Genomic DNA, 11765 nt, shown 5'->3' on the forward strand with positions numbered 1-11765 from the left:
CCGCCAGTGCGGCAATAAAGGCAAGCAGAGCCAGCAGCACACGCCCTGCCTTGCTGCCAAGTATCAGCGAGAACCAGCCCATATTCAGGCCCATATTCAGGCCTCCCGTGTCTTTTTGAGAATGCGTGCGCCGATCACCAGCGCCGCAATCACCAACACGGCGGCAAAGGCCCATTGCAGCGGTCCGCCCCCTGCGGCCATGCCGGAAAGGCCGGAAAGCGCTCCTGTTACCGTTGCCAGCCCCTCCGGAGTTTTCCATGCCTCAACGGCGCTGGTGTCCTCACCCCGCGCCTTGGCCATCTGCGACGCCGGTTTGGCCGCAATGGATGCAAGTTTGGGCGCATCCGGTTGGCGCTGCGCCATCACCTGCAACTCGCTGCGGCTTCTGCGGGCCAGGTCCAGCGCGGCCCGCTCCACCTCGGCCACGCGGTTGCTCCAGCCGTTTTTGTTGTAGCGCCAGTTTTTCAGGCGGCGCATAAAGGCAAGACGCGCCGCACAATACTCGCGGATAAGCACGGCAGGCGGACGGGCAGCGGCGGCGGCCAGCGTTTGCGCCCCGATCACCCCGTCCACACTCACCCCCAGCAGCTGTTGCAAGCACTTGGCCGCCCGCGCCGGGCCGGAGTTCACCGCAAAGTCGAACACCGCGTAATCCACACCGGCGGGCAGCTGGTCCGCCCGCACCGCCTGCCAATATTGCGCCTTGTAAATGGCAACCGCCGTTTCCAGCTTGAGCGCCTTCACATCGGCAATGCTGGCCGTGCGCCCCAGCCAGCCCGATAGCGTGGCGCGGGTGATGCCGTATTTGGTCGCCCCGCCCGGATCCGCATAGCGCGGCCGGTTGGCATAGCCGCCCTCGTGCTGCAACAATTTGGCGATCACCAGTTGGAAACTTGCTTGCATGGGCTTAAGGCTCCTTGGCCATGTGTCGGGAGAGTGCCTCTATTGGTCTTTGGGTAAAGGCGGGAGGTGCCTAGCTTTGCGGTGCGGTGGGCAGGAAGTAATGCAGCGCGAGGCGCACCTTGCCGCTCGTAAACGCCCCGCCCTTGGCGGTAAGCACCACCGGCGTGTCGCTGTAAAACGCTGTCGGGCCGATCACCCCTGCATTGGTGCTGTCCAGCCATTTGGAGAGCGAGCCGCCGAACTTCGCAGGTTCACCGGCGATGCCACAATCAAAGGCGCTGGCCCCCTCGATCTGCCGGGTGGTGCGCACGCTCACACAAAACACAATCGCCCGCGCCGGGATCACCGCGCTGCTAGCCACACTCGCCCCGGCAAGTGTTAGCTCTTCCTCCACCGTGACCATGGAAGAGGCCGCCCCGTGCGCCGTGCCGCTCACCACCGTGCTGTTCTGTTTGGAGAAGTCCGGCAAGGAGCCATTGCCGCCATCACCGCCACTTGTGGCCTCCTGCCACGCGCCTTGATGATAGACCAGCAGCTTGGCCTCGTCCTCCACCCAGCAGCGCCAGCCACTTTGCGGACTGAGGAACAGCCAGACGCCGTCCCCGACTTCAACGCCGTCCCCGCCTTCCACACTGTCATAAACGGCGATCTTGCCCGCCGCGCCCGCAAACGCCCCGCTGCCCCCCTCTGGCACCAGATAGCGGCTGCCTGCCGCCACATCTGCGGGGGGCGCGCTCTCACTGGCCGACAGCGCGGCCAGCTGCACCAGCTGGTCCAGCAGGAACAGCGCCTCGTTATGGGTCACATGCTTTTGCGCCTGCGCCGCTGCGATCATCGGCAGGGCCAGTTTTTGCGTCTTGTCCATCTCTCACCTCGTTAAAGTCTCAGGGCACGTAGGCGCCCGTTGCCCTCACACCGGTGCCATAGCTTTGCGAGAGCTGCGCCACCTTGAAGGCAAAGGCAGGCGCAGGCCCGCCAAAGTCCTCTGTTTGCTGCGCCAGCGTGTAGGCAACAGACCCTTTGGCAGCCGCCTCACCAGAAACAGAAAAGGAGCGCTTTAAAACGCCCCCTTGATGGATCTCGATGCTGTAGGCCTCAGAGGCTTCCCCAAGCGGGACCTCCGCCACCTCCCAGCTGTCCCCGCCTGTGCGCGTGCGCCTTATCCAGCGCAGCACAAGTGTACCCCCGGCCAGCCGCTGAGCGGATAAGTGCACCGGTGCCAGCGGCCGCTCGCCTTTGCCGCTAAAGGTTTTCCTGTAACCGGTGTAGTCATCCGATCCCGCAGCAGCCCCGGCCTTTCCGGCGCGCCAGTTAAGCGGCAGGCCCAGCTCCGCGCGCGACAGCCCGTTTTGTGTTATGCCGCCCTCCAGCACCACGACACGGGCTCCAGCCGGTGCGCCCATGCCCGGTTCACTGCCCCGTTGCCCGCGCAGCAGCTTGCTTAAAGTGTAGGTGCGCGGGCCGGTAAGCTCGGCAGTGGCAAATTGCAGCAGCTCCCATTCACCCCCTGCCCCTTCAATCAGCAAGGCATTGCCACCGGCAAACACCAGATCTTCCGGCAAGGAGGCCAGCGCCCCGCTGTAAAGCTTCAGCTCGACCCTGTTACAACTGTCCCAGCGATACAGCGGCCCGGCTGGCAAGGGCGCGCGCAGCTCCCCCAAGATACCTTGCCGGTCAAGTGCCGCCCGCAGCTCATAGCCGCTGGTCACCGGACTGGAGAGGAACGCCATTCCGGGAGCAAACGGCAACTGATAGCCGCTCAGATAGCCTTGCCACGCGGTGTCCTGATCGCGCAAAAGCGGCCCGTCGATAAACACCGCCACCGGCGCCGCCTGCAGCGCCTGGCCTTGCGAGACAAAGGCGCGGGCCGCCCCTTTGGTGGCCTCGTAAACCGGCCCGTCATAGCTCACCGCTTCAATCATGCGCGCCTCGCCATCCTTCACAGAAAGCACCCGCACCGCAAACGTGCGCCCGCTGAGGGACAGCTTGAGATAATCGCCCGGCTCAATCTGCAGATCCGTGGGCGGCAACACAAAGCTGAGCCGCTCGCGCGAGGCCCATGCCTCCTGCAACAGGCTTTCTGCCATGCTCTGCAAACGGTCAAAACTGGTCACCACCGGCAGATCCGTGGTCACAACCCGCTGTGTGGACACCGCCCCTTCCAGCGCTTCCGCCGTGACCAAATTAAAATCCTTGGCGCTGTCATAGGCCGTCACCCGCACCACGGCGGGCAATTCGGTTTCCTGCGCCCGTGTGATGGCAACACGCTCTTTGCCCTTGCCCTGGTCAACCAGTTGCTCTGCTGCAATCTCGGCAAGCGGATAGCGGGAGCGGCGCGGGCAAAACGCCACCCGGCCACCTGTCTCCACCGCATCAAAGAAGAACGCCGCGCCAAGCGTTTCCAGAACGCTGCGCGCACTGGCAATGGACGAGATCAGGAACCCGTCGGCAACCCCGTCGGCCCCGCCGGTGATAAAGTCTATGCCCTCGCGCAGGCCCGCCCGCTCCATCAGCAGCCGGGCAAACCCGTCAACACAAACACCGCCCACGCGCCCTGACAGCCAGTGGCCGGTGGTGAAGTTGCCCCAGTCGGCCCACGTGTCGCTCTCCACAGGAAACGAGGGAAACGGGCGCACATCCCACGCCCAGGCGTACATATGGGCAGCGTCCACCATCGGCCCGTTATAGACCGGGCTTACGGGATTGTGGCCCGCCTGCGGCTGCCAATAGTCCAGCATGGCCCGCAGATAACGGCGCTGGATCAGATCATCGCGCGCGCCGGACGAGAAGTAGGGCACCTCGCTTTCGGCAGACTTGGGATCATAAAACACATTGGGCTGATTGGCCCCCTTGTCGATGGCCGGACAGCCGAACTCGGTAAACCAGATCGGCTTGGACATTGGTACCCAATCCGTGGGTGTGCTCTGGCGCACCCCCTTGCGGTGGTTGTGATGCGGGTTTTGCCACCAGCCGCGCAGATCCTTCTGCCGGTAGATCCAGTGTTCCCCGTGCGCAAGATCGGCAATGGGGGTGCGGGTCTGGTTTAGCCGGTCCTCTTCACTGGCATAATACCAGTCGTAATATTCGCCGCCCTCGATACCGGCCTTCAGATAATTCAGATCATGGATGGATTGCGTACCCTGCCCGTGATCCGCATGGGCTTCCTGGTCGCGCCAGTCGGTCAGCGGCAGATAATTGTCGATGCCGATAAAATCGATATCCTCATGCGCCCACAGCGGATCCAGATGGAACACCAGATCGCCCTCGATGGTCTGGTGCGAGTGGTATTCGCTCCAGTCGGCCCCGTAGCCGATTTTGCAGGCAGGGCCGAGCAGCGCCCGCGCCTCGCTGGCCAATGATTTCAATCCCTCCACAAAGGGATAATCCCCCCCCGCGCCGCGCACGCGGGTGAGCCCCACCATCTCCGAGCCGATGACAAACGCCTCCACCCCGCCAGCCCGGCGGGCAAGATTGGCCATATGCAACACAAACCGGGCATAGCGCCATTCTCCGGAGCTGGCATTGGAGCCCTCAGCCTCACCTTCAAAGCCGTCAGCGCTGCTGTCAAAGCTGTCAAAGCCGTCGGAACCGGTAAAATCCGCCGCTTTGGCGCTGCCCATAAAGCGGGCTACCTGCACAGCGGCAGCGGCGCTTTTGTCCACACTGTCCGGTTGCCCCGCTGCCGGATGGCAGGTGATGCGCCCGCGCCACGGATAGGCGTTTTGCTCTGCCGCCCCGTACGGATCCGGCAGGCCGTTATCCCTTGCAATATCCATCATCACGAAGGGGCACAGCATCACCTCCAGCCCGCGCGCCTTCAGATCCTGAATTGCCTCGATCACAACACTGTCCGAAGGACTGCCCCCGTAAGCGGGTTTGCCCTCCACATAGCTCACCAATCTTGCGGCCCCGCGTGACAGCCCCGCCACCTGCCATTCAATCGGCGTGGTGCGTTTGCGCGCTTCTACGCGCGGCGCGATTGTGCATTCCCCTGCCCGCAAGTCATCGCCAAACCACGCCACCACCAGCGACACCCGCTTGCAGGCGGGGCAGGTGCTTTGCAACAGGTCTAGGGAGTGCTCCCAATCGGTTTTAGCGCACAGCGTGTGCCGGTTGTTATAGGCGGTGGTTGGCCCGCCCCTGCTATCTTTCACCGGTGTTTTGGAATAGCCAAACTCGGTAGCACCGGGAATAAGCGCCACCGCTGGCAAGCGTTCTTCCTCATAGCCAACAGCACGCACCACTTCAAAACTCATTTGTGGCAGGCGGTTGCCATAAGCGGCCAGCGGCAGCTCTTCAAACACCACATAGGCAAGGCCGCGATAGGCGGGCGCATCCGCGCTGCCCTGCTTGGCCGCAATCAGCGGATCCGCTTCCTGCGCCTCGTCGCCTTTGTAAACGCGCATGGTGATCTTGCTGGTGTCAACTTCCTTGCCATCTGCCCACACGCGCAAGATTTCCGAGATCGGCCCTTCACAAAGACCAACGGCAAAATTGGCAAAGTAGCTGTAGGTTGTTTGTGTCACCGTAGAAGAGCGGCCACCGCCTGATTTGCCGCCATGCTTTTGCGTTTTGGTGCTCACAACCTCGTGCAGATTGGTCGCCCAGATCACTTGGCCCGCCACCCGCGCCCGGCCAACCACAAAAGGAACCACCGCCCCTTCGCTGGATCCCATCACCTGCAGGTTCTCCAGCCGCTGCCCCTCCACATGGCTTTTACTGCCCGGAGTGAAGGCGGACACCAGCATATTATCAAGATACGTCCCGGCAACCGTTGCCGCTGCGGTGAGCGCAAATGTAGCGACGGCGCCCGCACCTGTGGCCCCGGCAACCGCCGAGGCCGCCGCCGTTAAAACAAGCGTTGCCATTTTTTCACCTGTCTGGAAAACAAAAAGCAGCCACCGCGCGGCGCTGCCACCACCCTGAATAGGGAACCTCGACAACCCCCGCGCCCTCTTGCGCATGGATCATCTTGTCAGGGCCGCTTATCAGCCCCGCATGTTTTGCCATGGCACCGGCGCGCATGCGGAACACCACCACGGCCCCGGGGGCGGGCGGCTCCAGCTCTGCCTGCCGGAAGTAGGTATGAGCGGCATCCAACAGCGTTTCGCAGGTTGCCACCTCCCCCCAGTCAGGGGTGTAAGCCGGCAGTTCTTGCGGCTCGCTGCCATAAAGCTCGCGCCAGATCCCGCGTATAAGTCCAAGGCAATCGCAGCCCACCCCTTTGACGCTGGCCTGATGATGATAGGGCGTGCCCAGCCATTCCCGCGCCAGCAGGGTAACCTCATTTGACATAGGCCGACCCGTCATTCTTCTGCTCGTCCTGATTTGCATAGGACAAAACAAAGTCAGGCCCCGGCATATGCGGAAAGCCGCGATAGTTCACCGCATTGGCAAACTTGTCTTTACACGCGGCAAAGGTATGGGCGCATCCGGCAAACACGGTAAACGTGTCGCCCGCCGCGATAGGCTGCACCGGCGCTTGCCAGAGGGTCAGCTCCGCAGTCCCGCTCTGTTCCGCGCCGCCAACTGCCAGCTTGTGCAGTTTGACTTTGACCCGCCCGCCTTTGTTGGCGCCGCTCATCCAGTGCAGCTGCCCCCATGAGAACCGGTCAGCGGCAAAGCCGCCAAGCCCCGCACAGGTAAACACCCGCTCCCGCACCGCGATGACATGGCCCGCGCCCTTGTTCTGCGGGGCCTGCAAGTCCACACCGCAGCGGCTATCCCCCAGCTGCGCATCACAGCCATATTGATAGGTGCGGCCGGTGTTCTGGTTCAGCCGGTGCGCCAGACTGCGCAATTCGGCACTAAAGGCCAGCTCGCCGCGGCTCACCTCCCCCAGATTGCCGCGCTGCATGATTTCCCGCTGCGACGGATCCTGCCAGTTCACCCGGTAAAGCACGATCTGCGCATCATCATAAAGACCGGCGGCAATGTCGCTTTCGCTGATCCTGTCAGAAGAAAACGCGCCTTCCACCTCCATATTGTTCACCGCAAGGCCGAGGCTTGCCTCCACATCGCTGCCGGTAAATCCGGCCGCCGCCTCGAATGTGATCCCCGCAAAGCGCAGCGCCCTGTCATGGTCGGTAAAGCCAAGGCGTACCCCGTCGCGCCGCATGATCTGCCAGCACCAGCACAAACTGGTACAATTGCCCAAGAGGTGCGCGGCAAATTCCGGATTAAGCTGTTTCATATCAACACCTCGACAATCGGGATATTATTCACACTGCCCTGCACATGGGCACTGAGCGTTACTTCCAGCGTGTCCGTGTCAAAGCGGGCAGGAACATCAAACTCAAACCCCGCTGTCACTTGCGCTCCTAAAGGCGGGGCGGCGGCAAAAGTGATCAGCCCGGTGTTGCGATCCAGCACAAACTCTGCCCCCGGGACACCGCCCACGGCGACCACCACCGGCGCAGTGTCCGCAGGCAACAGGATCTTGCGCGTATAGGGCTGGAAGGCAGCGCCATAGCTCTTCACCAGCTGGAATGCCTTTTGCACGCCATCACCAATGCCCAGCACCTGGTCTTGCGCACCGATATGACTGCCGGGCGGGCAACTTTTGTAATCCGCCCAGTCCTTCCAACGAAATGCATGCAGGCGCCCGCGCCGCTCTTCAAAAAAGTCGATCACCTTGTAAAGATCATTGATGGAGCGCAGCCCCTTGGCCGCGTTGTAGCGCCGCCGGCTATCGGCCCATTGCTGGTTGCGGGTTTCCTGCCCGTTGGCCCGCACCACAATTTGCGTTTTACGCTGCGGCCCGCCCCGTGCGCCTAACGAGATATCCGGCGGAAACCGGATATCGTGGAACTCTTCCAGCATAGCTGCCTCACTTTACCGGTTGCGCTGCCCGCGGCTCAAGGCATCAACCAACATTCCCTGCACCTGCCCTTGCGACTGGCGGAAGCTCTCCACATCAGCCGTTTGAATGTACTGATTGACCACAATGGCCCGCTCCGCGCCGCCAAAGGCCTCCTTGTTGGCGATAATCCGCGCCGGTCCCACCACCGGTTCGGGGCCGTTCTCCCCGGCAATGCCCCACTGGCCTGCCCCCAGCACGCCGCCGCCAGCAAAAAACCCCTTGAACGTGTTCAAAAGTCCTGCCGACAGATTTGTTTGCGCAGAGGTGCCAAACAGGGAGGCAAGCGGGCCCTGCCCCATAAAGGCCGCCTGCAACGCCGCCTCTGCCAGCGTTGCCACCAGTCTTCCTGCCGCCGTATCAGCCATTCCCAGAGCCGCGATAAACTGCGACAGGGAATCCTGCGCCATCCCGCCAAGCAAACTCACAGCTTCATTGTGCTGTTGCTGCGCTTTGGTCTGCGCATCGATCTCGTCGCTCAGCTTGATAAGTGCCTGCCCCTGCTTGCTGGTCGCCTCCACCCCGGCAAGGCGCAGCGCATTGGCCCGTCGCTGCTCCTGCGCGTTCATGCCAAGCAGATCACGTTCGAATTGCAGCTGCGCCAGCACCCGTCCATAAGCCTCCTGCGTCTTTAGGGAGGGGCCAGCCACAGCGGCGCTGCGAGCCGTTGTCCGATCGGGAATGATTGTCGGCTTGTCGGTTTTTCGCCCACGGCGGCCACCGCGCGTGGCCGGTCCGCCTGCAAAACCCAATTGGCGCGCCTGGCGCTCGCGCTGGATACCGGCAAGGCGGGCATTTACCGCCTCGATCTGCCTCTCGATCTGCGCAATACGGGCCTCATCCCCCAAGGAGCGGGCAAGCGACAATTCACTGGCAAGCCCCGGCAGTTTGCGCGCAAACTCTGCCTGTAAATCCTTCAGGGTTGGCTCGGTAACCGGCGCGTTAAACACCGCATCCATGACGCTTGCAGCGGCCAATGTCGCCCGCTTGGCCCCAAGCTCGAAGGTGCGCCACATTCGGGCAAATTCATCATCAATCTTTTCAGCCTTGCGCAACAGTTTTTCATCCAGAACCCCGCCTGCCTCAGCCGCCTTGCCCATCAACTCATCAAGGCCCTTGGAGCCGTTCTTAAGCGCCAGCACCAGCCCGGCCCCCTCGCGGTCAAAGGCCTTAAAGCTCAGCAACAACCGCTCTTGCTCCGAGCTGGCGTTTTTAATCAGCTGCGCATATTCCCCCAATATCCGGCTTTGGGTTTTCATCCGGCCGCTGCTATCGCGCAGCTGGATACCATTTGCCTTCAGAATATCGTGCAGAACGCCCGAGCCGTTGGCCGCCTCCGCCACCCGCCGCGAGAACCGCTGCAACGCCGTATCCGTGGTGCCGGCGGCCACTCCGGCGAGCTCAAACCCGTAGCGCAGCCGCTGCAATTCGTCCGTGGTTACGCCCACCTTATCGGCAACCTTGGCAAGTCGGGAGGCTTCAGAAACAGCGGTTTTTATGGCGGTGGTCAACTTGGCAAGGGTCGCCGCCGCCGCAGCTGCCGGAAGCACCCGCATTGCCCCCATGGATTTGCCAAGTGTTCCCATATCCATGTTAAGCAGCTTTGTTTCCCGCCGCGTCTTTTGTAACTCCCGCCGATTGCGCTCGAACGCCGCCCGCGACTTGTCGTTGGCCCGCACGTTATAAACCAGATCCGGCACGCTCATGAGTTCGGCTCCCCGGCAATTCTCAGGAATATTGACCATTCCAACAGCTCGGGCTCCGGCCAATCCTCAAGATCCGCAACCCGCATGTGCAAGCGATCCGCAAGCTTGAACAAAAACATTCGCCACGGATCGCTCAGGAGTTTTTTTCCAGCTCCCCCGCATCGCAAGGGCCAAGCATAACCAGTGCAATCCGGCCAATGATCGCCCCGTCCGCTTCTGTCAAAAGCTTGTGCCGGTCATCGGCATTGAAGAGCTTTGCACCGGCCGCGTCCTGCCCCTTCATCATCAAAACTTCAACAAAGGCCTCCGCATCCATGCTCTCGAATTCATCGGAGATCCGCTTGCGTTGTCTGGGCGTCATCGGATCAAAATAGATCTTGAATGGCGCGCCGCTATCGCCCCATTCGCTCACCTCGACACACTGGCTTTTTGCCCGCTTGTAATGGCTCTTCACCCGCTCGATTGCCCGCATCCTCTTAAGATCCTTGTCTTAACACCTAACAAAAAGGCAGCCTGCACCAACAGACTGCCGCACCCGTTGCCCAAAAAAAACCGCCGCTTACGCCACCGCCTCTTCGCTCAGCGGGCCATTGCCGGTAAACTCGAAGGTCATATCAATGGTTTCCGAGCGCCCTTGCGCATGCTGCACGCTGGTCACCGTTGCCGTGCCGGAGCCGTAAATCTCGCCAGCCACATTGCCGCTATAATAAAGGTGCAGCACCACAGAAGCCCCGGCGCCAAGCTCTGCCTGTCCCTCATCCCCTGCCACCCGCTTGGCGCTGATCGAGCCCGACCAGCGCTTGGGAGCGCCCGCCAGATGCGTTTCCCACGCCTCCCCCATGGCGGTGGCATCGGATACGGGCGCTTCCACGTTGAGGTTGAAGCTCTGCACCTTGGCAACATCCTTGCCGCCAGCAGTCACACTGCCCTTATTGCCGTGAATTAAAGGCATGCTCTGTTCTCCTGATTTGGTAAAAATCTATGTTTACAGCGCGCTTTGCGGGTCATCCTCGCGGGCAATGGCAAAAGCCAGATAGCGCAAAGTTAACACCCCGTGCCGCCGCTCGCCGCGCTCCCGGCCCGTGGCTATGTCCAAACTGCTGGATTGCAGATAAAGCTCCTTGACCAGCCCGCCAAGCAAGCTGCTGCGCGCCAGCGCGGTTTCAACCTCCACCGCGATCTGGTCCAGCTCCTCGTCAAAGCCCCTGCCATCAGCAATCGCTTCAATGGTCACGCTCATCTGCCGTTCTATATCGCGCGGCGTTCCCATTTCCGCAGGCTGGCTTTGTTCATCCAGCACATAGACCAGCAACGCTGGCAGACGCTTGTGCTCCAGCGGAAAGGTGCGCGTGACAAAACAGCGTGATCCGCTCAGCGGCAACCCCGTTAAAGCTGCTGCAACCCGGTCGCGCACCTGCGTTCTGATATGTGCCATGCCCGCCCCTATTCGCGCTCCAGCAGGATCTGGCTAAGACCCGCCCCGTCACTCATGGGGCCGCTGGCCGCTGTAAAGCGCTGCCCGTCAATCAGCAGCTCGGCCCCCTCGTCAAACTCCTCGGGGATAGCGCTGGTTTTCACCGCAAACACCGGTTTGGCTGTGAGCAGGCCAACCTCGCCAAAAGAGCTTTCCTCCCCCTCGTTGGTCAGGATCCCGGTCAGCTTGCCGGTTGCCCCGCTGCGAAGAGCATAGGTCGCCGTTGTTGCAAACGCATCCGTTCGCAGCATCTCGTTCAGATCACCCTCAAAATCAATCATTGCCGCTTCACCATTTGCTGCCCGCCCTTGATGCCAACTGCCCGGTTTACACCGGCCTTGCCCACCGCCCGCATAAGCTCTTTCGCTGTCAGCGGCTTTGACGGTTTTAAGCAGGTGGTGCCAAGTCGTTCTTTCTTCACTGGAATGCCCTCGTCCTCAGAGCCCATCACGATACAGCCCCAAGAAAAACGGGAGGCCTTGTCAAAGCACCTCCCGTCTTCCCTGTCCTGTGTGCCCGTTTCCCCTGTCTTGTGCGCCTAGGTGCCTGTGCGCGTGTGCGTTAGTCTGCCGCTGCAGCGCCCTCTTCCTTTGGCTTGTCGCCAGCTTTGGCTTTGCCAACCCGCTTGGTGGTCTTCTCCGCCTTTTTCATATTAATCAGGAATTTTGCATCCTTCTCGCTCGCGCTCACCACATCCCCTGGTGCAACCGGTTCGCCCTCGCAAACCGTGCGCTTCAAAATCTCGATCTTCATCTTTGCAGCCATAACCTGCCCTCTTTAAAACCGGTGGAACGATAAAAAATTGACCCAGAAACAGCCGGAG

Annotated in this window: 13 protein-coding genes; all 13 read right to left on the bottom strand. The window is 61.5% G+C overall.

What is annotated here, in order from left to right; genetic code table 11:
* Positions 1-96: 96 nt before the first annotated feature.
* Positions 97-903: a glycoside hydrolase family 108 protein gene (locus AYK82_RS01015; RefSeq protein WP_068310439.1), complete on the bottom strand. Its 807-nt coding sequence runs from the start codon at positions 901-903 to the stop codon at positions 97-99.
* A gap of 70 nt (positions 904-973) precedes the next feature.
* On the bottom strand, positions 974-1768 hold the full coding sequence (locus AYK82_RS01020) for a DUF2793 domain-containing protein (RefSeq protein ID WP_068310441.1): 795 nt from the start codon (positions 1766-1768) through the stop codon (positions 974-976).
* A gap of 19 nt (positions 1769-1787) precedes the next feature.
* Positions 1788-5771, bottom strand: coding sequence for a baseplate multidomain protein megatron (locus AYK82_RS01025; protein ID WP_068310442.1), 3984 nt, complete (start codon positions 5769-5771; stop codon positions 1788-1790).
* 4 nt (positions 5772-5775) lie between these two features.
* The gene (locus tag AYK82_RS01030; protein WP_068310444.1) at positions 5776-6213 is read right to left on the bottom strand and encodes an NlpC/P60 family protein; all 438 of its coding nucleotides are present in this window, start codon (positions 6211-6213) and stop codon (positions 5776-5778) included.
* The gene (locus AYK82_RS01035; protein WP_068310446.1) at positions 6188-7096 is read right to left on the bottom strand and encodes a DUF2163 domain-containing protein; all 909 of its coding nucleotides are present in this window, start codon (positions 7094-7096) and stop codon (positions 6188-6190) included. Before AYK82_RS01035 ends, AYK82_RS01030 begins: the two co-directional genes overlap by 26 nt.
* The gene (locus AYK82_RS01040; protein ID WP_068310448.1) at positions 7093-7725 is read right to left on the bottom strand and encodes a DUF2460 domain-containing protein; all 633 of its coding nucleotides are present in this window, start codon (positions 7723-7725) and stop codon (positions 7093-7095) included. Before AYK82_RS01040 ends, AYK82_RS01035 begins: the two co-directional genes overlap by 4 nt.
* 12 nt (positions 7726-7737) lie before the next feature.
* Positions 7738-9468 (bottom strand): phage tail tape measure family protein, encoded by a 1731-nt coding sequence (locus tag AYK82_RS01045; RefSeq protein ID WP_068310450.1) that lies wholly within the window; start codon positions 9466-9468, stop codon positions 7738-7740.
* 133 nt (positions 9469-9601) lie between these two features.
* A complete protein-coding gene (locus AYK82_RS01050) occupies positions 9602-9940 on the bottom strand; it encodes a hypothetical protein (RefSeq protein ID WP_068310451.1) in 339 nt (112 codons plus the stop codon).
* A gap of 87 nt (positions 9941-10027) precedes the next feature.
* Entirely contained in the window at positions 10028-10420 is a 393-nt protein-coding gene (locus AYK82_RS01055) for a hypothetical protein (RefSeq protein WP_068310453.1), read from the bottom strand.
* Positions 10421-10453: 33 nt separating this feature from the next.
* Positions 10454-10903 carry a hypothetical protein gene (locus AYK82_RS01060; protein WP_068310454.1) on the bottom strand — a complete coding sequence of 150 codons (450 nt, stop codon included), beginning with the start codon at positions 10901-10903 and terminating at the stop codon, positions 10454-10456.
* An 8-nt stretch (positions 10904-10911) separates the two neighbouring features.
* Positions 10912-11223 (bottom strand): head-tail joining protein, encoded by a 312-nt coding sequence (locus tag AYK82_RS01065; protein WP_068310456.1) that lies wholly within the window; start codon positions 11221-11223, stop codon positions 10912-10914.
* A complete protein-coding gene (locus tag AYK82_RS17915; protein WP_156453226.1) occupies positions 11220-11393 on the bottom strand; it encodes a hypothetical protein in 174 nt (57 codons plus the stop codon). The genes AYK82_RS01065 and AYK82_RS17915 overlap by 4 nt, the downstream gene beginning before the upstream one ends.
* Positions 11394-11503: 110 nt before the next feature.
* Positions 11504-11707 (bottom strand): hypothetical protein, encoded by a 204-nt coding sequence (locus AYK82_RS01070; protein WP_068310458.1) that lies wholly within the window; start codon positions 11705-11707, stop codon positions 11504-11506.
* Between the last annotated feature and the right edge of the window lie 58 nt (positions 11708-11765).

It is taken from the genome of Polycladidibacter hongkongensis (genome assembly GCF_001561995.1).
GTDB classification, from domain to species: domain Bacteria; phylum Pseudomonadota; class Alphaproteobacteria; order Rhizobiales; family Stappiaceae; genus Pseudovibrio; species Pseudovibrio hongkongensis.

What these genes read in the sequence shown, in the direction of transcription:
- AYK82_RS01015 (WP_068310439.1), bottom strand. Translation starts at nt 903, where the DNA reads ATGCAAGCAAGTTTCCAACTGGTGATCGCCAAATTGTTGCAGCACGAG.
- AYK82_RS01030 (WP_068310444.1), bottom strand. Translation starts at nt 6,213, where the DNA reads ATGACGGGTCGGCCTATGTCAAATGAGGTTACCCTGCTGGCGCGGGAA.
- AYK82_RS01035 (WP_068310446.1), bottom strand. Translation starts at nt 7,096, where the DNA reads ATGAAACAGCTTAATCCGGAATTTGCCGCGCACCTCTTGGGCAATTGT.
- AYK82_RS01065 (WP_068310456.1), bottom strand. Translation starts at nt 11,223, where the DNA reads ATGATTGATTTTGAGGGTGATCTGAACGAGATGCTGCGAACGGATGCG.
- AYK82_RS01020 (WP_068310441.1), bottom strand. Translation starts at nt 1,768, where the DNA reads ATGGACAAGACGCAAAAACTGGCCCTGCCGATGATCGCAGCGGCGCAG.
- AYK82_RS01070 (WP_068310458.1), bottom strand. Translation starts at nt 11,707, where the DNA reads ATGGCTGCAAAGATGAAGATCGAGATTTTGAAGCGCACGGTTTGCGAG.
- AYK82_RS01050 (WP_068310451.1), bottom strand. Translation starts at nt 9,940, where the DNA reads ATGCGGGCAATCGAGCGGGTGAAGAGCCATTACAAGCGGGCAAAAAGC.
- AYK82_RS01055 (WP_068310453.1), bottom strand. Translation starts at nt 10,420, where the DNA reads ATGCCTTTAATTCACGGCAATAAGGGCAGTGTGACTGCTGGCGGCAAG.
- AYK82_RS01040 (WP_068310448.1), bottom strand. Translation starts at nt 7,725, where the DNA reads ATGCTGGAAGAGTTCCACGATATCCGGTTTCCGCCGGATATCTCGTTA.
- AYK82_RS01045 (WP_068310450.1), bottom strand. Translation starts at nt 9,468, where the DNA reads ATGAGCGTGCCGGATCTGGTTTATAACGTGCGGGCCAACGACAAGTCG.
- AYK82_RS01025 (WP_068310442.1), bottom strand. Translation starts at nt 5,771, where the DNA reads ATGGCAACGCTTGTTTTAACGGCGGCGGCCTCGGCGGTTGCCGGGGCC.
- AYK82_RS01060 (WP_068310454.1), bottom strand. Translation starts at nt 10,903, where the DNA reads ATGGCACATATCAGAACGCAGGTGCGCGACCGGGTTGCAGCAGCTTTA.